Origin of the sequence: Amycolatopsis thailandensis, assembly GCF_042723255.1 — a bacterium.
Lineage (GTDB): Bacteria > Actinomycetota > Actinomycetes > Mycobacteriales > Pseudonocardiaceae > Amycolatopsis > Amycolatopsis thailandensis.
Map to the genome: position 1 here is coordinate 38,040 of NZ_JBHXJK010000004.1, position 22,085 is coordinate 60,124.

At 66.7% G+C, this 22,085-nt stretch carries 15 protein-coding genes; 9 read left to right on the top strand and 6 right to left on the bottom strand.

Features of this window, described 5'->3' with window-relative positions; translation table 11 throughout:
• Positions 1-232: 232 nt before the first annotated feature.
• From ACFWMR_RS02575 to ACFWMR_RS02585, 3 genes are all read right to left on the bottom strand, one after another.
• Positions 233-1,792: a serine/threonine-protein kinase gene (locus ACFWMR_RS02575; protein ID WP_378376426.1), complete on the bottom strand. Its 1,560-nt coding sequence runs from the start codon at positions 1,790-1,792 to the stop codon at positions 233-235.
• A 194-nt stretch (positions 1,793-1,986) separates the two neighbouring features.
• Complete coding sequence (locus tag ACFWMR_RS02580; protein WP_378376427.1) at positions 1,987-2,748, bottom strand: DUF5984 family protein; 762 nt, start codon at positions 2,746-2,748, stop codon at positions 1,987-1,989.
• Positions 2,749-2,835: 87 nt separating this feature from the next.
• The gene (locus tag ACFWMR_RS02585; protein ID WP_378376429.1) at positions 2,836-3,396 is read right to left on the bottom strand and encodes a phosphoribosyltransferase family protein; all 561 of its coding nucleotides are present in this window, start codon (positions 3,394-3,396) and stop codon (positions 2,836-2,838) included.
• A gap of 376 nt (positions 3,397-3,772) precedes the next feature.
• Between ACFWMR_RS02585 and ACFWMR_RS02590 the strand changes: the two genes are divergently transcribed.
• Positions 3,773-5,746, top strand: coding sequence for a hypothetical protein (locus tag ACFWMR_RS02590; protein ID WP_378376431.1), 1,974 nt, complete (start codon positions 3,773-3,775; stop codon positions 5,744-5,746).
• A gap of 215 nt (positions 5,747-5,961) precedes the next feature.
• Here the strand turns inward: ACFWMR_RS02590 and ACFWMR_RS02595 are convergent, their stop codons facing one another.
• Positions 5,962-8,874 carry a helix-turn-helix transcriptional regulator gene (locus ACFWMR_RS02595; RefSeq protein ID WP_378376433.1) on the bottom strand — a complete coding sequence of 971 codons (2,913 nt, stop codon included), beginning with the start codon at positions 8,872-8,874 and terminating at the stop codon, positions 5,962-5,964.
• Between the two features lie 118 nt (positions 8,875-8,992).
• Between ACFWMR_RS02595 and ACFWMR_RS02600 the strand changes: the two genes are divergently transcribed.
• Complete coding sequence (locus ACFWMR_RS02600) at positions 8,993-10,207, top strand: SGNH/GDSL hydrolase family protein (protein ID WP_378376435.1); 1,215 nt, start codon at positions 8,993-8,995, stop codon at positions 10,205-10,207.
• A gap of 82 nt (positions 10,208-10,289) precedes the next feature.
• Complete coding sequence (locus ACFWMR_RS02605; RefSeq protein WP_378376437.1) at positions 10,290-11,135, top strand: NAD(P)H-binding protein; 846 nt, start codon at positions 10,290-10,292, stop codon at positions 11,133-11,135.
• Between the two features lie 101 nt (positions 11,136-11,236).
• Here ACFWMR_RS02605 and ACFWMR_RS02610 read toward each other — a convergent pair whose 3' ends face one another.
• Positions 11,237-12,679, bottom strand: a complete 1,443-nt coding sequence (locus tag ACFWMR_RS02610; protein ID WP_378376439.1) for an alpha/beta hydrolase family protein — start codon at positions 12,677-12,679, stop codon at positions 11,237-11,239.
• Positions 12,680-12,920: 241 nt separating this feature from the next.
• On the opposite strand from ACFWMR_RS02610, the gene ACFWMR_RS02615 reads away from it, so the two are divergent.
• The 4 genes from ACFWMR_RS02615 (at position 12,921) to ACFWMR_RS02630 (ending at position 16,991) form a co-directional block, all read left to right on the top strand.
• Positions 12,921-14,120 carry a sensor histidine kinase gene (locus ACFWMR_RS02615; RefSeq protein ID WP_378376441.1) on the top strand — a complete coding sequence of 400 codons (1,200 nt, stop codon included), beginning with the start codon at positions 12,921-12,923 and terminating at the stop codon, positions 14,118-14,120.
• Positions 14,117-14,776 carry a response regulator transcription factor gene (locus ACFWMR_RS02620; protein ID WP_378376442.1) on the top strand — a complete coding sequence of 220 codons (660 nt, stop codon included), beginning with the start codon at positions 14,117-14,119 and terminating at the stop codon, positions 14,774-14,776. Before ACFWMR_RS02615 ends, ACFWMR_RS02620 begins: the two co-directional genes overlap by 4 nt.
• 262 nt (positions 14,777-15,038) lie before the next feature.
• The gene (locus ACFWMR_RS02625) at positions 15,039-15,305 is read left to right on the top strand and encodes a YkvA family protein (protein ID WP_378376443.1); all 267 of its coding nucleotides are present in this window, start codon (positions 15,039-15,041) and stop codon (positions 15,303-15,305) included.
• A gap of 450 nt (positions 15,306-15,755) precedes the next feature.
• The gene (locus ACFWMR_RS02630; RefSeq protein WP_378376444.1) at positions 15,756-16,991 is read left to right on the top strand and encodes a hypothetical protein; all 1,236 of its coding nucleotides are present in this window, start codon (positions 15,756-15,758) and stop codon (positions 16,989-16,991) included.
• A 1,189-nt stretch (positions 16,992-18,180) separates the two neighbouring features.
• Here ACFWMR_RS02630 and ACFWMR_RS02635 read toward each other — a convergent pair.
• On the bottom strand, positions 18,181-18,804 hold the full coding sequence (locus tag ACFWMR_RS02635) for a DUF4365 domain-containing protein (RefSeq protein ID WP_378376445.1): 624 nt from the start codon (positions 18,802-18,804) through the stop codon (positions 18,181-18,183).
• 179 nt (positions 18,805-18,983) lie between these two features.
• Here ACFWMR_RS02635 and ACFWMR_RS02640 point away from each other — a divergent pair, with 179 nt between their 5' ends.
• Together ACFWMR_RS02640 and ACFWMR_RS02645 are read left to right on the top strand one after the other, a co-directional pair.
• Complete coding sequence (locus ACFWMR_RS02640) at positions 18,984-21,086, top strand: hypothetical protein (protein WP_378376447.1); 2,103 nt, start codon at positions 18,984-18,986, stop codon at positions 21,084-21,086.
• Positions 21,083-22,018, top strand: coding sequence for a hypothetical protein (locus ACFWMR_RS02645; RefSeq protein ID WP_378376449.1), 936 nt, complete (start codon positions 21,083-21,085; stop codon positions 22,016-22,018). The genes ACFWMR_RS02640 and ACFWMR_RS02645 overlap by 4 nt, the downstream gene beginning before the upstream one ends.
• The last annotated feature ends 67 nt before the right edge of the window (positions 22,019-22,085 follow it).

The window sequence follows — 22,085 nt, forward strand, 5'->3', positions numbered from 1 at the left end:
ACCTCGGAGCCAACGGAATTTCATGCGAGGCGACCACGCTGCAATGCACTCTCATGCCGCTGGGCGCAAGGAATGAGGACGAATCGCGGCTCGCCCTGGACGAGCCGGGGGCCACCTCTAAGCTCAACTGACCACCTGAAACGCTCAGTCACATTCTTGAAACATCGGCGCTCGCGAGCTGGTGTCGTTGCGTGACCGAAGTCGTGCGGGAGGCGATCTACGCCGTGCGCGCTCAATTGTGTTCTTGTATGGGAGTGTTTTTCTTCCGAGTGAGGACGACAGAAGCCACGATCACCGAGACTCCTATGCAGCCCAGAGTGGCCCACGCACTGGCCTCGGGCCGCATTCCGAACTGGCTGAAGAACTGGAAGAAGCCTGCGCAGGCGAAGCACGCGGCGAGACCTCCGGCGAGGAAGCCGCACCCGGCAGCGACGAAACTGGCCACCCCCAAGCCACCACGGGCTTCTTTCGCCACCTCGCGTAACGCGAAACTGCAGGTCGAGGCCAGCGCCACCGTCTCGATCAACGCGATCGGCCCCGCGATCACGAATAGAGAAGACATGCGCTTGTCCTCGAAAAGGGCGTTGAACGTCCAGAAATTTCCGAAGATCGCCCCATAGACGCCGATGAGGCCGATCCAGACGAGGATCCCGTAGCTACCTTTCCGGGACGTGTCCGGACTCTTCTCCGAAGGCGGCACAGGCCGCGGCTTGGGCAGTCGACCGTCCGGTCCCCGCATGGTGCGGACCACGGCGAGGACGTCGCCCGTTCGGATGCGGCCGCCGACACCGGTGCCTTTCACCGTGGCCAGGTCGATGCCGAACCTTGCGGCCTGTTCACGCACGCGAGGGGTGGCGTACGGCTCCGCCGCCTGCCGCTGGGTCCGTTTCGTGCTGCGGGGTCCTGGCGGCAGGTCCTGCGGATATGGCGCTACGAACTCGACTTCCGGGTCACTGGCGGCGGTGACCAGTCCTTCGGCGGCTCGCCGCGCCTCGGCGACGGTCGGCCGGTGTTCCGGTTCCTTGTGCAGCATGCTCATGAGCAGCGACCCGAGCTGCCCGGCGCGCCGAGGAGCCGGGGGCTCGTCGAACAGCAGCGCCTTCAACGTGGCCGTGGGAGTGTCGCGGTGGAACGGCGACACCCCCTCCACCGCTTGATACAGGGTGGCCCCTAGGGAGAACAGGTCGCTGGCGGCAGTCGCCGCTTGCCCGTGCGCCCGCTCCGGGGCGGTGTACTCCAGAGACCCGATGAACATGCCGGTGGCGGTGAGGGCCGTGTCGGCGTTGTGCACGGCGATCCCGAAATCGGCCAGCAGCACCTGCCCGTCGGACGCCAGCATGATGTTGGCCGGCTTGACGTCACGGTGGGTAACTCCCGCCCGCTCTGCGGCCCCCAAGGCTCGCAGCACGGCGACGGCGATCCGGGTGGCCTCGCTCACCGGTACCGCACCGCTCGCCGCCAGGCGTTCCTGAAGCGAACAGCCCGCCACCAATTGCATGACGATCCACGGCGTGTCGTCCACGGTCAGGACGTCGAGCACGCCGACGACGTTCGGGTGCTCGCGCAGCTTGGCCGAGTGGCGGGCCTCCCGCACGGCGCGGATGGACCGTTCGGCACGCTCAGCCTCCGACGCCGATGGCGGCAGAAATACCTCTTTGACCGCCACGTCCACGTCCAGGACCTCGTCGTGAGCCCGCCAGACGCGGCCGAACCCACCAGAGCCCAGCTCACCGACCAACCGGTACCGGCCGCCCACCAGCCGGCCCTCACCTTCCCGACGTGTCACAGCCACCCCTGTTCGAGCTGCTCGACCCGCAACAGCGTAGTCACCTGTTTACGCACAGCCCAAGTCGTAGAAAATCCTCCAGGATGCCACCCAACGATTGTCACGGCTGACCGGAACCGGCCGTCCGCTCAGGCCGCGAGGCGGTCGATGCGCAGCGACCGGGCGAGAGGGCATGCTGATGAGCGGCTACGACATTGCAGTTATTGACCCAGGTCTGTGGCAACGGGCGGCGGCTTCTGAGTTCGCGTCGTGCAGATGCGCGCGACGCCCTGGCGAACGGCTGGCCAGTCGGTCGCAGGTACGCGCCGCAGTGTGGCGGCCAGGGATCCTGAACGATGCTGGTGTTCGTGGCGGAGCTGCTTGAGGTCGAGTCGGATGTCTGGAGCCAGCCCGCGGGCCTCGATCGTGGTGATGCGCCGGTCCATCGCATTGATCAGCTCTCGGTCGAACTCCTCCACGGCGCGCAGGAACAACTCGGTGGAGACGCTTGCCCGTCCTTGCCTCGGCACAGTGCATTCAAGTCCGGGCTCGGCGGCGTGTCGCCAGTCGACGGTGATCATGTCCTGGTCGGTGACCGACCGCCACCACACGATGCGTGGCGAGGCCACGAGGTAACTGGTGTACATGAAGTGGCTGCTGTACCAGTCCAGAGCTGCCTCCGCGTCCTCGGCGCCTGCCCCGCACCAGGCATCCTGATCGCTGGTCAGGTGGTCGACGAGGTCAGCGGGCACCGGTTCCAGCAGAGACGGCAGCACTTCCTGAAGGTCTTCCCACAGCCGGACGACGTAGTAGTCGACTGGAGTGGGCTGCCCCGCACCGGTGTTCGACGGGTGGTGGAACAGCTTGTGTCCGTCCACGTCGATCCAGTACCAGCCGTCGGTCAAAGCGGACCAGTGCAGACGGCGATCGCCCCAGGGCTCCACCTCGGCCAGCGGCCTCAGACGGAAATGAAAACGGATCACCGTGGCAGTGTGCTCATCACCTTGGACCGCTGTCGAGCAATTTGCCTCTGACATCCGCTCATGCCGAAGAGCGTGCGATCGGCGAGGTCATAGTTCTCTGATGTGCACCAACGATCGAACGTTCAGGCGACGTCGAATCTGATTGTTGGTCAACGCGTCGACCACTGTCGCGGCACCGAGCCAGGTGGCCTCGGCATCCTGGGTGAGGAGGTGGGCGCAGTGGGCTTGGCTGCCGGTTTCGATCCAGTCATCGACGAACAGCACGCGATCGCCGCCGTTGACCAGTTGCTTGCGGAAGCCGAGGTTGAGGTGACGGTCTTTGTAGTCGGGTGGTGTGGTTCGCCGCAGCCAAGCATCACTGTCGCTGGACGCCACCTGTTCTTTGCGAACTTCGACGAACCCGACGTCGAAGCGCAGAGCGACCAGCGGCCCCAGGAGGCAGCCACGGGATTCCGGTCCGAGGACGACAGTGGGTTGCTGGTCGGCGAACAGGTGCGCCAGCGCGGGGCCCAGACTCCCGAGCAGATCGGGTCGACGCCACCACTCCGTCACGTCGGCATAACAGTGCCTGTCCGTGCGGTCTCCGCGCCAGACGAAAGCACTGCGGAGCCCCGACTTCACCTCTTCCAGCCACACGTCTCCAGACACCAGCCCATGATCGTGTCGCAGGCGTCCCACAAGCAATCGGATTACCTTGCTCGCATCAGGTGCCATCGCTCTCTCATGCCGGACAGCGGACGTCATCCGGCTCTCGACGGTCCGCAGGTAAGCGGGTTCGTGGAGAGTGAGGAACAGGTCGGGGTGATCAGCCGCAGGACCCGCGGCCGGTGACGGGGGACTCGATGTGCCGCGACCGCGTGAACTCGTATCCGCCCGCGAGCGGATACGAGACACATGGTCCACATCGAGCGAGAGGTAGTTGATAAATCGGGTAAGCACGCGTTTCCAGCGAACTGTTCTGCTTAGTACGGCCCTGATATCGGGGTTGCCGGCGATATCGGGCGTACAGGCGGTGGCGGCGCCGATGTGCGAGTTGACGCTGCGCATGATCGACCGCAACGGTGCCCCGGCGACCGTGAACTCTCGCGCGACGTTCGACGTGATCAGCCTCAGCGGTGGCGGCCGTGCCCATGACGTGCCCGCCGGGACCACTCTGCAGTTGCCCGTCGGCCGTTACGCGCTGGTGGGCAGTCTGATCACGCCGCGTCTTGGGCTTGACCCCTCGATGGCCGCGATGGCCCACCCTGAGCTCGACCTGAAGCACGACACCACCGTCACCCTGGACACCCGTCAGGCCGCGAAGGTCACCGCGAACGTCGATCAGCCAGAGGTGACCGGGGGCAGTTCGCTGGTCGAGATGGGGGTGCGTCTGGGCGTCGACGAGACCCAGTCGATGGTCTTCCCGTTCGAGCAGCGTTTCCAGGAGATGTTCGCCGGCACCGTGCGAGGCACCTCGTCGGCCACCTTCTACTTCGGCGCCAGCCATCGTCTGGAACAACCGCGGCTGGACTTGTTCGGCGAACAGCCGAAGCGCTTCCCGGTCCGTGCTGTGGCGGTCGGCGCACCTCTGCCGGTCGGGTCGCGGACGCCCACGCTGGCATTCGGCGGTGCGGGCCGCAAGGAAGATCTGGCCGGAGTCGAGATGCGCGACCGGCTGGTGGTGCTCCAGCTGCCGTGGGACACCGCTCCGGAGACTCTGGCCGAACGAGTCCGCACGGTGCGCGAACATGGTGGTGCGATGGTGGCCGTATGGCTGCGCCCTGCCGACACGGTGCGCCAGGGCACGGAGCTTGAAGGTCAGCCGGGCAGTCGAATCGCGGCTGCCGCGAAACCGTCCAGAGAACTGACCGGTGCCAAGACCGCCGAGCCGCCGGTATTGCCGACTGTCCAGATCACCGGCGCGAACGCCGAGCGGTTCGCCGCGCTGGCCCGGACCGGTGGCGGCACCGCGGCCGTGATCGCCCGCCCGGAGATCCGGGACGCCTATGAATTGTCCTTTCCGGCCACCGGGAGGATCCCGGCACAACTCGAGCAGTCGGTGCGCAAGTCCGAGCTCGCGGCGGTGACCATGGCCTTCCACGGCTACTCGGCGGAGTCCCCGCCTCAGCTGCACGCGATCCACCAGGTGGCGGGAGTACGTCTGGGAACGTCCCGGCTGGGCTTTGGAACGCCGGGGCTCGTGAAAGCGGAACGTCAGGAGTACTACACGCCGGGCACTTGGGCCTTCCTCAACACGCTGGTGAGCCAGACGCCGAGTGTCGGCGGTGATCTGCGCGGGGAGGAGCTCTTCGCGGCGGGCAAAAGCTACCGGCTGGCCTGGAACGGTGCGGTCACCGGCCCCGGCTTCCGCGGCAAGCGCGCCTATCCGGCCGACAGCCCCTGGGCCGGACGGGCCGCGCAGGAGATCGACATCAGCATCCCGTTGTTCTCCGACGGCGCCGGGCACACCGGAACTGCGGACTTGGACGCGCCGGGCGACCGCGGCAGCACCGCGCTCTACCGCGAAGGCAGGCTTTTCGGTAGCCAGGCGACCCCCGGACGCGCGGTGTTCGTGGCACCTGCCGAGGAAGCCGGTTACCGGCTGACTGCCGAGGCGGAGCGCGACGAACCCTGGGCGTCGTTGTCCACCAAGGTCTCCGCCGAATGGACCTTCCGCAGCGGGTACGTCCAGGGACCGAGCCAAGCGCTGCCGCTGCTGGAGGTGCGGTACATCCCGGCGGTGGATCTGGCCAACAGCGCGCCGGGCGGCCGCCCCTTCACCATCCCGGTCACCGTGTCCCGGCAGGACGGTCCCGCCGCGATCACTGGCCTGGAGGTCGACGCGTCCTACGACGGTGGAGTCACCTGGCGGCCCGCGAAGGTGAGCGGACAGAACGGCCGGTACGACGTCGAGCTCCGCCACCCGGCAGCCGGATCTGTCTCCTTGCGCGCGAAAGCCGCCGACGCCGACGGGAACACCACGACCCAGAGCCTCATTCACGCCTACCGGCTCCGCTGACACCCGTTGTTCCCGGCCTCTCGCACAGAATTCAAGAGGTCGGGAACAACCGCGAGTCAGTCGAAGGTGGCGCGTCCTATCCCTGCACGACAGTCCCGGTGACCACCGAGTCCCCTCATCCCGGTCGCCGCCGCCGTCAGGCTCACCCTGGTTTGCGGAACTTCGTCGAATCACCACGGTGCGGCCGTCCGACGACGTGCGCGACCGCGATCACCTCAATCGTCAAGGCGGCGGAGCAGGCCGGTGCGGTGGGCGATGGCGGCGGCCTCCGTACGGCGGCCGGCACCGAGTTTGGTCAGGATCCGGGAGACGTGCACACCCGCTGTACTGGCGGAGATAAACAGTGACGCGGCGATCTGGCTGTTGGTCAGCCCATCGGCCAGCAGACGCAGCACGTCCAGTTCCCGGGCGGTCAGGCCGAACGGATCCGCGGGCGGCGGTGTGGGTGGGGGTTCGGGCGAGGCTAGATCGACGCGGCCGCGGGTCGCGAGCAGGTCGATCTCGCGACGGAGGTATCCGGCGCCGAGGTCGTCGGCGAGGGACGCGGCTTCCCGCAGCGGGTCCTGCGCGGCGGCGCGGTCGCCCGCTGACAGCGCCGACTCGGCCATGCCGAACAGCGCCTGGGCGAGTTCGTAGGGCTGGGACCGGCCACGCCACGCCGCCACCGCGGCGGTCCACAGCCGCGAATCGTTCTGCGCGATCTCGGCGTGGAACGCGGCCAGGTGCGCCGCCGGCACCGGGCGGTCGGCGGTCACCCGCGCCGCCAAGTCCAGGAGCTGTTCGGTGCGCCGCTCGACCAGTTCGCGCCGCTGCTGGTCGCGGCCTGCCGCGTCGAGCAGAGCCCGCCGGACCCGGGTGCCCGCGCGCAGGAGCGTCCACGGGTCGCCGAGAGGTCCGAGCAGACCCGGGTCGTCCAGGGCGTCGGCCAGGAGCCGGTCAGCCGCTTCGAGGTCACGCCGGGCGACCGCGAGCCGGCACCGGAACGCGGCGGCGAACACCGGCGTCCCCTGCCCGTTCGGATCGGCGGGCGAACCGGCCGCGACCTCCGCCGCCGCGTTCGGGTCGCCCTGGGCCAACAGCACCTCGCCCGACAGGGTGGTCAGCACCGCGGTCGTCATGGCCGGCGGTTCGTCGGTCAACGCGTCTTCGACGACCTCTCGCACCTGCGCCCACCGGCCGAGCAGCCAGAGCGCCTGGGCCAGGACGCCCGTGAGGGCGGCGCCTCGCGACCGGGCCTGTCCCACCCGGTGGGCCGTCGCCCGGCCCTTCGCCGCGACGACGGCGGCCGAGTCGTAGTCGCCGGCGCCCATGAGCAGGTACGCCTGGCCGAGCAGCGCGGTGAGCGCGTTGTAGTGGTCGGAGGTGACCTCCGCGATCGTGGCGGCTTCCCGGAACAGGGCGAGCGCTCGATCCTCGTCACCCGTCACCGCCGCGACCCTGGCGGACGCGATCAGCGCGGTGGCCTGGACGACGGGCAGCCCGTGCTCGCGGCCGATGTCCAGCGCCTTCCCCGCGTAGCGCCCGCCCTCGTCAGGGTCACGCAGCCCCACGGTGACCGCGAGCATGGCCAGCGTCTGGCCACGCAGTTCGGGTGGCGCGTCAGCGGGCATGATGGCCAATGCGGCGCGGAGGTCCGCGTCACCGTCGCGGCCGGCGCGGCGGTTTAGCAGACCGCGGGTGGCCAGTACGCGGGCGGGCCGGTGCGGGTCGGTCGCGGGGTCGACTTCGTCCAACGCCCTGCTCGCCAACGTGACGCCCCGTTCGAAGTCGCCGGTGTTGACGCACGCCCTCGCGGCGTGGTCCAGCACGACGGCCCGGGACACGCCCAGGCGGGCGGCGGGCTCGGGAACCGTGTCCCAGCGGTCGAGAACCCGGTCGAGCAGCCGGAGCTGCTGTTCGTAGGCGTAGGCGCGGCCCGCGTCGGCCGCCGCCCGCCAGGACGCTTCCAGGGTCCGCGCGTGGTCGCCCGCGGCGTTCCAGTGCGCGGCCAGCTCGACGGCGCTCCGCCCCTCGGGCACCAGCGCCGGGTCGTCGTGGATCGCTTGGGCGCAGCGGACGTGCAGCCTGCGCCGCTCGCCGGGCAGCAAGTCGCCGTACACGACGTCACGGAGCAACGCGTGGTGGAAGGCGTACCCGTCCTCGCGCACGACCAGCAGCCGCCGGTCGACGAGCGCGCGCAGCGCCGGTTCCAGCTCCTCGTCAGGCAGCCGGCAGGCCAGCGCGAGCAGTTCGTGCCCGACCTCGTGACCCACGACCGCCGCCGCGCGCAGCACCGACCGCCCGGTCTCGGGCAGCCGCGCGGTCACCGCGGCGAGCAGGTCCCGCAGCGAGGACGGGGTGACGTTCGCCGGGTCGTCGGCCAGCGCCTCCACGAACAGCGGGTTGCCGTCGCTGCGCTCGTGCACGCGGGCCACCAGCGCGCGGTCAGGCTCGTGACCGAGCAGCCCGGCCAGCTGCGTGCCGACCTGTGCCCGGTCCAGCGGGCCCAACTCGAACTGCAGGCCCCGCGGCCTGCGGGCGATGTCGAGCACCAGCGGACGCAAGTGAGCCCCGCCGACCTCGCCCGGCCGGTAGGTGCCCACCAGCAGCAGCCCCGGCTGTTCCAGGTTGCGCACCAGGTAGGCGAGCAGGTCACGGCTGCCGGAATCGGCCCAGTGCAGGTCTTCGAGCACGACCACCAGCGCGTGCCGTGCCGCGGCGCTTTCCAGCAGTGTCAGCACCTCGTCGAACAGCCTCGACCGGCCCTGCGCCGGGTCCTGATCGGCCGGAGGCTCGCCCAGTTCGGGCAACCAGCGCGCCAGGCTCAGTCCGCCGGCGGGCAGCAGGTCCCGGATCGAGTCGCCGCCGAGTTCGCGGCGCAGCCGTCGCACCACCGCGGTGAACGGCGCGAACGGCAGGCTGTCCGCGCCGAGTTCGAGGCACTCGCCGCGCACGGTCCGGGCGACGGTTCCGAGCCGGTCGGTGAATTCGGCGACCAGCCGGGACTTCCCGATGCCCGCCTCGCCCGCCACGATCGCGACGGCCGCCCCCTCGGCGACAGCGACCTCGTAAACCTCACCCAACGCGGCCAGTTCGGCGTCGCGTCCGACGAGGGCCGGACCGACCCCATGCACGTTCACTGGCGCCATGATGCCACCACCCGTGGTGATCTAAAGAGGTGGCGACGGGCGCGTAAAGAGTCCTGCCGGCCGATGAGGACAGTTCTCCTGATGTGGCCGAGGGGGTGCTTGAACGAGATTTGTCGGCATGGGAACCAAGGGATTGAGCCTCGTCCTCGCAGCCGCCGGCGTCGCCGGGGCTCTCATCGCACCACCCGCCGCCGCGGCCCCCGCCGACCGATGGACCGGCACCTGGACCACCTCGATGCAGCGCCCCATGGGCGCGACCTGGCAGGGCGCGAACTGGTCGCTCGACGGGTTCGCCGACGAGTCGGTCCGCCAAGTCGTACGGATCAGCCGGGGTGGCACGCAGTTGCGTATCCGGTTGTCCAACCGCTACGGAACGTCGCCGCTGCGTCTGGCGGGCGCCACGGTCGCCAGGGCGGGCGACGGCGCGTCGATCCAGCCGAGCACAGTTCGTCCACTGCGGTTCGACCGCTCTCAGTCCACAGTGGTCCCGGTCGGCTCGGAGGCGGTCAGCGACGCGACGCTGCTGCCCACGTCCGCGCTGGACCGGTTGGCGGTCACGCTGTACTTCGCCGCGCCCACCGGACCGGCGACCTTCCACGAGGCGGCGACCGCGACGACGTACCGCACCAAGGGCGACCACCGGTTCGACGCCACCGGAAGGGCGTACACCGCCGAGAGCCACTCCTGGTACTACCTGTCCGGTGTGGACATCGCAGGCGGTCCGGCCCGGTCCGCGGTCGTCACGTTCGGCGACTCGATCACCGACGGCGTCAGCGCCACCAAGAACGCCGACAACCGCTATCCCGACCAGTTGGCCGAACGGCTTGTCGCGTCCCGTAAGCCGCTGGCGGTGCTCAACGCGGGCATCGCGGGCAACCGGGTGCTCGCCGATTCCGACTGCTGCGGTGACAGCGCGCTGTCGCGGTTCCGCCGCGACGTCCTCGACCAGCCGGGCGTGCGCAGCGTCGTCGTCACCCAGGCGCTCAACGACATCGGCTTCACCCCGGACGTCACCGGCGCCGAGCTGATCCAGGCGCACCGGAAGCTGATCCGCGCCGCCCGCGACCGCGGGGTCAGGATCATCGGCGGCACCGTCACCCCGATGAAGGGCTCGATGCTGGACAGCCCGCGCGGCGAACAGACCCGCGGCGAGGTCAACCGCTGGATCCGCACGGGCGGCGAGTACGACGCGGTGGTGGACTTCGCCGCCGTCCTGGCCGACCCCGCCGACCCGGCCGCACTGCGCGCCGAGTTCGACGCCGGCGACCGGCTGCACCCCAACGACGCCGGCTTGCAGGCGATGGCCGACGCCATCGACCTCTCCAGCCTCTGACCCGAGTTTCCGCGGGGGACGCGACCCGCCCAGGTGTCGCGTCCCCACCCCACCGATCCCGTTCACCAGAAGGAGAACCATCATGATCCTCGTCACCGCCGCCACCGCCCCCGTCGGCCGTGAGATCGTCGGCCAGCTCACCGCCGCCGGCCATCCGGTGCGCGCCCTGACCCGCGACCCGGAGAACACCGGCCTCCCGGCCACCACCGATATCGTCGCCGGCGACCTGGCCGACCCCGAGTCCCTGGCGATCGCGATGCGCGGCGTGTCAACGGTGTTCCTGCTGGCCGTCGTACCCGGCTTCGCACCGGTGTTCCTGGCCGCCGCGAAGGAAGCCGGCGTGCGGCGCATCGTTTTCCAGTCCTCAGGCTCGGTGGACGACACCGTGACCGAGCAGCCCCACTCCGTCGCCGCCTTCCACCACGACATCGAGGAGCAGCTCCGCGACTCCGGTCTGGAGTGGACGATGCTGCGTCTGGAACTGTCCGCCGCCAACCCGATCCAGTGGGCGTTCGACGTGCCGGGGCAGGTACGGGCGGGCGACGTCGTCCGAGGCCCGTACGCCCAGGCCGCCGGCGCACCGATCCACCCCGCCGACTTCGCGGGCATCGCCGTGGCGGCCCTCACCGACGACGCCCACGCCGGCCGGACCTATCCGGTCACCGGCCCGCAATCCCTGACCCACGCGGAGCAGATCGCGCTCCTGGCCGAAGCGCTCGACCGACCGCTCCGGTACGAGGAACTGCCCGTGGAGCAAGCCCGAACGGCCATGGGCCCGTACGCGCCGGCCGACGTCCTGCTCGACGACTGGGCCCGTCACCTCGACCGCCCGGCACCGATCACCGACACCATCGAAAGGATCACCGGCCGACCGGGCCGCACCTATGCCCAGTGGGCCAAGGACTTCCGCGGCGACTTCCTGAATTAGCCGGGCGGGGGACTGGCGCGGGCGCTTGACGCTCTGTTCCAGTCCTCGCCACCGCTCTGGTGGGTGTCGTGAGAACGAATTCGACGTCAGGTACGTCATCGTCATCGGGTGGTGTCCGGGTGGTGGACGCTGAGATCGCCGTAGGCTTCGAGCACGCTGGGCAGGTCTGTGGAGGTGCCTCGGAGAACGGCGTCCAGGAAGGCGAGAGTGGCCGCGGTGACGACGCGTGAGCTTTCGGTGCGGCCCAGGGAACCGACTATCGACGACACCGGCGGCAGGTACAGGGGGCCGTCCGTGAACGTGAGGTGGGCGGCGCCGGGAATGGTGAGCCGGTAGCTCGTCGCGCTACCGCGCTCGAGCACCTCGCTGAGACGCGGCAGGTATCGCGGGTCGGTGTCCGGGGTGATGGCCTGGGTGAACGCGAGCGCCGGCCGGTCAAGGGCGGGCGATACCGGGCCGTGCGGGTAGCCGTCCAGATCGATGACGGCCGTGAACCGGCGGTCCTGCCGGACGGCCTGCAGGGCGGCGGCGCCACCGAGGGAATGACCGGCCGCGGCGACCCTGCCGGTGTCCAGGCGTCCGGTCAGCGGGTCTGCGCGGTCCAGATCCGCCAGCCGGGAGAGCACGAAGCTGAGGTCTGCGGCCCGGACGGCGGTCCAGTCGGCCGCGAGTTCCTCGTCCTTACCTCGGTCGCCGCTGGAGACGGTCTCGGTGGCGATCGTCCGCCCGTCGGCGAGGACGACGGCGGCGGAATCGTACGGGTGGTCGAGGGCGGCGACCACGTAGCCGTGGCTTGCCAGTTCCTCGGCCCACGCGGTGTTCTGGGTGCGAACTCCGCTGGATCCGGGGGAGAACAGCACGATCGGGAACCGTCCTTCACGGGCGACCGGGGCACCGAAGACCGAATGGGTGCGGGCACGCGTGACGTCGTCCAAGAGGAACCCCGGCAGGCCGGTCGCGCGGGCGAGGGCTTCGGAGACGGTGCGTGCTTCGTCCCCCGTGCGTCCGAGGTACGGGGCCCGCGGTGTGTCCGTGGGGCTGTCCTGCGCGGGGTACCAGAGCTGGACCACGACAGTGCGCCGGTCGAGCGGATCGGCGGTGAAGGTCTCGGGGCGGAGCGAGTCGGTCCACTGCAGCACGCGGGTGCCGACCGCGAATGACCCCGTGGGGGCGGGGAACACGGGGACGGGAAAGGCAAAGGCGGCCACGGCGCCCGCGGTGATCAGCCCGGCGCAGGCCATCGATCCCGGCAACGCGAGCCACCAGCGGGCCCGTCGCACCGGCCGGCCGGTACGACGTCGTAGCAAGGGGGAGAAAGCGAACGGTGCCGCGAGGACGGCGCCTGCCAGTACCGGCAGCATCTGCCAGCGGATCCCCGTCGCGGTGAGCGCGATCGCGGATGCCACGAGTACCGCCCCCGCCGTGATCGTGGCACGTGAGCGGGCGGCGGGCGGAAGCCAGCGCGCCATCACCAGCGCGACGGCACCAAGCAAGGCAAGGATTTCCAGGAGGGACAGGTCCAGTCCCGTGATGATCTCGGTCACCCGGCCATCGTCGGCGCCGGGTGGGTACGACCACATCGCTCCCGGGTCGCCGGCACGGGCGACTGGGAGCGCAATCCGGAGCACGTGCCGTGCGACGGGAGTGGCAAGCGAGTAGGCCGGATCGACGGCTCCGTTGCGACCGCGGGAGGTAAGGGAACTCCTCCTCAGGTCGCAATCCGGCCCGACGCGGTCAGACCCCGGGCTCATGTGCGTGGCGGTGCCCTCGGCCTACGATCGCCGGGTGCGCTCCGCGAGAACAGCCGTCTGGCCGGTGCGGCTGGGGAAATCCGCCTGGCGCCGGGCTTCCCTGCTGCCGCCTGTGGTGTGGGGTTCGCTGCTGTCGTCGCTGCTCCTGCTCAACGTCGTGACCACCCGGTCGCCGCGGGAATTGCCGACGGCCGTGACCTTGACCGTCGTTCTCCTGCTGCCCTTGGTGTGGCGGCACCGGGCCCCGCGCACGGTGTTCGCCACCGTGGCGGCCGTGGCCGCGGTCCAGTGGCTGCTGGACATCCAGCTACCGGCGGACATCGCCCTGCTGGTGGCTCTGTACACGGTGGCCGTGCGCGCGGACCTGCGCGACGCCTTGGTCGCCGGGGCGGTTCTGGAGGTCGGGGGACTGCTGGCTTGTCTGCGCTGGACCACCGACGGCGCGTTCCTCACCCCGTTCGTCGCGGTCACCGCGATGATCGTCGCGGTCGGCGTCCTCGGTGTGCACGTGCGGATCCACCGCGCCTACCTCGCGGCCGTCGAGGAACGGGCCGTGCGTTTGGAGCGGGACCACGATCAGCAGGCGCGGGTGGCCGTCGCCGAAGAGCGGACCCGGATCACCCGGGAGATGCACGACATCGTCACCCACAACCTGTCCGTCATGGTCGCGCTCACCGACGCCGCCGTTTACGCGCAGCACCGGTCGCCCGGCAAGGCGACCACCGCGATGCTCCAGATCTCCGAGACAGGCAGGCAGGCCTTGACCGACATGCGGCGTTCCCTGGGCGTTCTGCGCGCCGGCGAACCGGACGCGCTGCGCCACCCGTTGCCCGGGATCGCCCAGCTGACGGCTCTTGCCGACCAGATGGGCGCCGCCGGACTGCCGACCCGTATCGACATCCACGGCGGTCACGCCCACGTACCCGCCACCGCGGAACTGACCGTCTACCGCCTGGTCCAGGAAGCCTTGACCAACACTCTCAAGCACACCCCCGCCGGTACTCAGGCGAAGGTCCGGATCGAGTGCTCGACCGAGTCCGTCACCGTGGACGTCACCGACACTGGCCCCCTCCCGCCGGCCCTCGCCGCCACCCGGCCCGGCCACGGCATCACCGGCATGCGAGAGCGCGCGGCCGCCTACGGGGGAACGTTGCGGGCCGGGCCGCTTCCGGACGGTGGCTGGGGCGTCCACACCCGCCTGTTCCTCGCCGGCACCGGGGCGGTGTCCGCGTGACGATCCGCGTCCTGATCGCCGACGACGAAGCACTGCTCCGCTTGGCCTTCAGCACGGTTCTGGAAGCCCAGCCCGACATGGCGGCGGTCGGCGAAGCCGAAGACGGCGCCCAGGCCATCCGCCTCGCCCGGGAACTGCGTCCCGACATAGTGCTCATGGACGTCCGGATGCCCGGGACCGACGGGATCGAGGCGACCCGGCAGGTCGTCAGGAGCTGCCCGGAGACCCGAGTGCTGATCCTCACCACCTTCGACCTCGACGAGTACGCCTTCGCCGGGCTCAAGGCGGGAGCCTCGGGTTTCCTGCTGAAGAACACCAGGCCCGAGGAGCTGCTCACCGCGATCCGCCATGTTGCCGTGGGCGACGCGGTGATCTCGCCGCGGATCACCCGCCGTCTGCTGGAGAAGTTCCGTCCGCACATCCCCGAGGGCGGCACCGGACGCGACGAGCGGCTGAGCCGGCTCAGCGCTCGTGAGCACGAGGTGCTCGTCCAGGTGGGCGCCGGTCTGTCCAACTCCGAGATCGCGGCGACCCTGTACCTCGCGGAGGCGACCGTGAAGTCGCACCTGGGGCGGATCCTGCAGAAACTCGAACTCCGCGACCGGATCCAGGCCGTGATCTTCGCCTATGAAAGCCGCCTGATCCACCCGACGTGAGGTCACCGGGTGGGCAGGGCAGGCTCCGCGACCGACGAGGATCGGGAGCGTGGTTTACGACGACGCTGCCCACCCAGCTCAGGGGGTCTCGAGCGTGGAGATCATGACATCCGGCACCGACAATCCCGGCCCGGTCGGGCATTCCGCAGGTGTGACCTGTTCCGGGGAATGCGGCAGGATCCGTACCGCGGGCGGTCTCGCGGCGACTGAGTTGTGGCGATGAGAGGATCACATGGAATCTCTGTGGACGACTTTCGGCGTTGTGGCCGTGGTAGTGGTCGCCGTCCTCGTTCTGGTCGCGCTGTTCCTCGCGATCAAACTGGTGCGGAAGCACCGCCAGGTCCATCAGCCCGGTGTGCCGGTGCCGACCAAAGCCGCCTACTGGGTCTCCCTGGCCTACACGGTGTTCCCGTTCGACTTGTTGCCCGACCCGGTCTACTTCGACGACATCGTGGTCCTGACCAGCGGACTGGTCTACGTCAGCAGGTCACTCACCAAGAAGGCGCGCGACGACCGCCAGGCGAGTTGAAACGCGGCCGTTCCCTGGGCGCGCTTCGAGGCTTGGTTGGGCCAGCCGGGTGGTGATGCGGTCCATATCGGCCCGTTCGGCTCCGCGTCGCTCGGGCATCGCCGTACGGCCGCGTCAAGGCTGGAAGCCGTGGCTTGAGCTGACGTCACGGCTTCGTATCGGGATGCCGGGGGCGGCGAGAGATGGTCTGTAGCGCAAAAGAGCGGACGGTCGATGTGACCATCCGCCCACCCCGTAGGGCTGATGCGTGTGTCCGAGGGGCGAGTTGCTAACTAACCACACGCCTCCACCTGCCTAGATGAGGCTCAGGGCGTGGGAGCGGCTTGTCGGCCTGGACGTCATTAAAGGGGCTTCACCAGGCAGGACGGCAGCGCACGCCAGTGGTCTGGTAGGGAAAGTGTCGGTGGTTCGTGCGAGGCTGGTTACGTGCGACTTCGTAATGCTCTTGGTGTGGAACTGAACGCGGACTTTGGCGTTGAGGTCGATGAGGGCCGTTTGAGTCTTGTGCTGGAGAGTGCCGGCGGGAGGACTGCTGGAGCGGATCGTCCACGTAACGACCAGTACGTTCCCGTGTTGAGGTTGCTGCTGGAGCGCCTGCGTGAGCGGGACGCAGTTCTGCTGTCTGCGTTGGTTGCTTCTGCGCGGGTTTCGGGATTGTCCGAAGACGAGCGGACCCTGGTCAGGGGGCCGTTGAAGCTTACCGGGGTGACCGATGTCGAGCAGTTGAGGCTTGAGATCACCAGTGCGCAGGGTCGTGTCGGGTTGCCGCCCGGTGCGCGAAAGGAAGGCAACAACCGCAAACGCATCCGGCTTCGCCTCGAAGTTCCGGGGTACAACCTTGAAGACGCGACACGGCTCGCCGTAGACCTCGTCGACCCGCGTACCGAGCCGGTTGACCAGTTGGCTTCTTCCAGGGAACTCCCGACTGCGAAAGAGCTGCTCGACGCTCTCACCGGGGTGGAGATCCTGACCGCGACAGGCAGTCCGAACACCGTGCTCGAAGTGCACGGGAACGTAGCGCGCGTTCAGACCGAACGCTCTCCTGGCGGCAGGCCTGTCGAGATCAGCGAGGTGCAGAGGGGCTTGGACAAGCTCGCTGAGCACCGGTCCGTGCGGGTGACGGTTGACGAGCTGGGACACCGGAGTGCGTTTGTGGGCGCGGTGTTGGCGACGCTTCCCGGAGCACGGTTCGGCGGCCCGCCCGCGGAAGTGATCCTGCGCGAGCCGACCGGCGACGAGGTCACGGGCGATCTTCACTTCGGCGAACTCGACGCGGTCACCAGCGTCAAAGTCCGGACAGAGCAGAAGAAGCTGCGCAAGCTCCTGGCCGGAGGCGCAGCTTTCGCCGAGTGCGCGCTCTGCGGAGATCGGTACCCGATCGACTTTCTCATCGCTGCGCATATCAAGAAGCGTGCCGTCTGTACAGATCAAGAACGCCGCGACTTGAGTCACGTCGCGATGCTCGCCTGCTCGTTCGGCTGCGACACCCTGTATGAATCTGGCTGGATAACCGTCGACGAGAACGGCTTGGTGCAGACACGGCCTGCGAATACTCTGTCTGAAGGTCACTTTCGAACTCGCATCGTTCACCTAAATGGACGAATTTGCGTGGCCCACACCGCCAGTTCAGAGACCTATTTCGCATGGCACCGCGCAAACGTTTTCGTATCTAGCGGTATGTCATAGAACTCGCTGGGTCGAGAAACAGGTCGTATCGAGTCGCTGACAGGGTCAAGCCAGTTCCCAGCGCCCGAAAATTACTTTCTTGGCTGCACTGTGAAAGAAGTCAAGTCCATCATTCGGTACAATTTTGGAGACACTTGTACACTGCCTCGAATTGTTACTTCTGACTGTGAGCGGTGTGCTTCGAGTGCCCTCTGATACAGCTCGTCAGTAAGATGAAGTGTGACTCGGACTATTTGGCTAGCGGCGTCGGCGAAGTCCAAAAAACTACCTTCGACCACCACTGTGCCGATGGCTCTAGGTGACCTTCTGAGCAGCTCGATCACTCGGCCGCGGAATGTTGCGATGACTTGGGGAGTTAACGATCGAAGATGCTTTGCTGCCTCCTTTACTGCCTTGACATGGATTGGCTGAAAGGCTAGATCAGGGGTTGGCTCCGACACGGGCAAAGACCAAGACCATGTGAAGCTCAAGTCGAAGCCTGTCCCGCTGTTTCCAATCGTTCCGAGAGCCTCGCATAGATTCGCTGAAACTCCGTCTGGTACGCGCTCCTCGAATGAGGTTAGATCTCCTTCTCTGATGTATTCTTCTGCCGCGGAGTATGCGGCAGCCGACGAGCGGTAAAGTGCGATCAGAACAGTTCTTGCGTTAAGGTCGCCGACATCTCGAGGAGCGGCGATCTCTGTCTCGACTCGCCAAACAAAGCTACCAGTGCCAGTTTGCCCAAACCTCGCGACTTCCAGAAAACGCCTCGCTTCCGCGGGCCTATTCGACGGAAGCACTGCGGGGTTGACACCTAGGTAGGTTCCTGTCGCGACGCTGAGGAAGAGATCCCGGAGGCCCTGCACGGCTCGATGCCCGCGCTCCAGTGAGATCGTCCCTGCGGGTCCCGACGATCGAGTGCGGATTAACTGTATGTCCAGGTACGGGTTGAGCAGCTCATGACGGATGTCATCGGCGTTTCGGCCTTCGACGAGCGCCAAAGTTCGTATGACGTCGTGAATCCTCGTCTCATAATCGCCAAGGTCTGCCGACGTGGGCACCAACACTTGGACCTGGCCGCCGGGAAGTTCTCGGTTCCAGACCAGGGCTTGGCCAGCACGTTCACCGGGTCGCCAGTCTGCGTGATCAAGATACCGCGCAACGTCGCCTGGGCTTGGCGGCCTGTTCAAATCACCATCCATCTGGCCCGTCACGCGCTGTTCCTAGTGTCCGAGAGCGGTCCGCCGAGTAGCTTCAATAGTACGTCGACAGTCAGCAGATTGGCCTTCGGCACAGAAACGGCTACGGTCGCAGCTGTCGACGTGTCTACTCTCTCTTCCTCGCGCAGTGAAACCCAGTAAGCCGCGTGCCGCAGAAGCAGGCCCTGCTGCTCGGCGTGCACGTAGTCGCGGGCATCGGGAGGAACAACGACAAGCACAAGGAAGCGAGGAAGCGAGTAGTTCCTGCCTGCGAGGTTGTTGAAGTGATCGACCGTCATACGGTACGACCACTCTCCCCGCTTCTCGGCGGGGCGAGACCAGGACTTGACCTGCACATCCATCTTTGGAAAAAACACTCCGCCAAGCGATCCAGGGTAGCCGAAGGTGAAGTCGTCGCCGGTCACATCGGGTTCGGACTTCGCAACAGTTAGGCCGGCTGCCACTCCAAGAGTCCGGACGAATGCCTCACCGAAGGCACCCTGATGACTTTTTGGATCTAACACGGCCTTGCTGACTCCAGACGGTTGTAAGGCGATCAACTTAGCGGACGGCAGTTCCGACAGTCCACGACATGGCACCTGAACGGACCAACGGCGCTCTCCTCGGATATTCACGGAGTTCTACGGATAGCGGGGAAAAAGCCACCTGAGGTAGCTGTTTCATCAGCTTGCAGCCTTCTTGGCTGCCGATTCGATCGACGTCAGACGCCTCTTGAACGCTGACGACTTGCCGCAAGGTTGCAGTCTCGTGTACCTGCTCGCGCAAGGCTTGTGTTACGCCGTACGGTGCATCCATGCACTACACAGAGCGAGCATGGAACACCGCTCTTCGCGCGTACTTCTACAACCCTGTCCTCAGTCAACGTCCGGCATACCTGTGCATAGACGACCAGGTCTTGGACCACATCGCGCGCGCGAATCAGATGGACACCCCCTCCGGTGCTGCTCAGGCGCTCATCGACACTGTCCGGCAGAACGTGCGCTCGAGGCGACCGACGAGCTATTGGCACGAGCAGGCCGTGGCCTGGAAGATGAGAGGCTATATCGGTGACCCGCCCTTCCTCACTGTCTTGGCGATCTCGGTGCTCAGCGTCACGCGGAATGACCCCACCACAGGGACGAGGTCGTATTACAAGACACTGCGGAACCTGCTCGGCCTCCCTGAGATGCCTCCCGGCTGTCCGGAGGACTTCGACAGTGACACACAGTCTATGTGGATCATGCTCAACTATTGGCTTGGGCAAGAGCTACATGGCAGCTACGGCCTTCCTACAGCATCGAACGACCACGGCTACTCCAACATCGCGTGGCCGACCTCGCAGGCGATCATGCAATCAAGCGACCGCGCGAGGCTGCCGCAGTTCTTTACCGAGCTAGGGTTCGAGTACGGGGAGACACTACCCGCCGAGTTCCCGATCGTGGACAGGCTCCGCTCGTGGGTCAGGAGCGGCCACAGTGTGTCCAAGCGGTTGAAGCACGTTCTGAGTACCAAAGGGCTGACGAGGCAGCTCGACGGTACCCTTCGGATGGAACTGCTGCGCTGGGACGGCGCTGAGCGCGACGAGTGCGGCGTAAAGACCCTGCCTCTGTTGCTCACTTGGGACGAATACTCACGTTGCTTTGGGTCTGCAGTGAAGGCGGCGCCTGATGTGGAGCACGGCGTCCTCTCAGTACTCGGCGATGTGATCAAACTCGAGGAGGCGGGTTCCTTCAGTGCGCTCCCCATCCATGTGCAAGACTTCTTCGCCGCGTGCGGTCATCAGGCATCAGTAACACTCGAGAACAACGAGACGATTGACGTCGTGTTGCGCCGTACCTGCCGTGATTGCGTAGTTCTCTCGTTTAATGACGACCTTGGGCAGTTCTGCGAGGTCCAGCACGCTGAGTTGGACAGCGAAAACTTGGTAATCGCACATCCTGACTGCTCAGCGAAGGTTGAGGCTGCCATGGGACGGTTGGGGACATTCGAACTCAAGGACCGTCTATCCCGAGGAAAGCCCTGGAAGTTGTACAAGTACACGCCAACGCGCTCGGCGCTCCTCGATACGGGCCTGACGCAGCTTGTGCCTGGCGGCGGGCAGCTAGCCACCGTCGAGGGCGGGCTTCTGATCGACCGTAGGCGAAGGATCTATCTGGTTGACGGGCCACCCGACGTTCACGCAGAGACGGGGCAGAGCACTGCCGCCCTCGCCATCGACGGCCAGCGGTGGAATACCGCACCAAGGAACAGCCGTTACCGGCTAGCCGAAGCTCAGTTCCAGGTAGGTGCACACGAGATCAACGTCGACGGACGTCCTATGAGCATCACCCTGGTAGATCATGTTCAGACTGGCAGCAATCTCCAGCCGGGCCTCGGTCACCCCCTTCGGCCGACGCTCAGGCCGACCATCTTCGAACTGGTCGAACGGGGCGCTCAGGTGCTCGAATCTGACCGAGGGGCCCCGACCATCACGGGAGCAGTTGTTCAGGGCTTGCCCACTGCACCGACCAAGTCGCTCTCAAGTTCGATCGCGACGTCTGCCCAAGGACGGCACTTCCTTGTCGGCGACCCGGGGGAGGCGGCCGAGATCTTCCCCGAGTCTCCTGCCTGGCTTGGTTCGCTGAACTTGAATGTAGCTTCCTCAGCCGCGGACGTCGCTCCCTGCCTAGGGCAGGTTCCCTTCACGAGCAAGTGGTACGTGCACCGGGGCCCTTCCGGGGCGGCTGCAATACCCTCGACGGCGTTCGACACCAGCGAAGGAGTAGCTCCGAAACGTCTACCTCGCGTCGGGCCAGACGTCTGGAAAGAGGTTGCGGAGATGGTCGACGTTGTCGAGGTTGCAGCAGCGGACTACGCGACCTGGTCACGATGGCGAGACACGGCAACGGCGGAGCCACCAGGGAGGCAGCCGGAATGAACGTGAAGTTCGACATGCTGCTCGACTGGATAAGTGAACGGCAAAGAGGCGGCTTTGAATTATTCAAGCAGACACTCGGCTGGCTAGGTGGAAACGCCGGGCCTCCTGAAAATTGGACTTCCGCAATGACCTCGTTGCAGGCGCTCGGTTACGTCGAGATCGATTGGCGACGACGGCGTTGGGAAGTTGCGCCATCCGCGATCACGACTTTGCCAACCGCGGGCAAGCACGCGCTCCTCACTGGAGCTCGTCCACGGTGGCTTGTCCGTCGGCTTTCTAATCTGCGCAACGACAGCGAGCTTGGAGCTTTCCAAGGCTGCTTAGAAATTCTTCCACCCGTGAAGCGACAAGACGCGCCGGCGCTTCATTTGATTAGATTCCATCGCGAGGAAGACATCGAGAAGATTGCGAACATCCTCCGCATCAACTTTGCTCCGATGGCGGGCGATGTGTTGCTATCAGTCCTTCCTAGGCTAAGTTCGATCATGCGCCTGAGTCCATGCGCCGATCTGCCGGGAGGACCACTTCCTCGGCCGATGGGTGTTTCTCTGGACAAAGTAGACCCCTTCATGGAGGTTGCCGATCTGCGGAGAGGGGAACGTAACTCTTTCCGATGCGACTTCTACAAGCAGCAGCGTTTCTTCTTTCGTTACGACGACACTCGCGTATTCGAGTCTGGTCGTGCCGAGATCATCTACTTTGAACTCGCCCGCCGTAGGAACGATATTTTATCCTGGAACGCCGAATATCGGGAGTTAGTAGTCCCATATGCGTGCAGGCTTCCCGCTCTATATGAGCGAGCCACTGTCCTGCGGAGCGGCCTGCTTCCGTCGAGAAATACTGACGCTAAGACCTGGACCTACCACAACATTGATGCAAAATTCGCGCGTTCCCTTGCTCGCCGCCTCTACCAGAACCTGATCGTCGTTTAGCTCATCTGGGGATACCTTGACATATCATGAAGTCGGACTTACCTCCCTGCGTCAGCAGCTCAAAGAG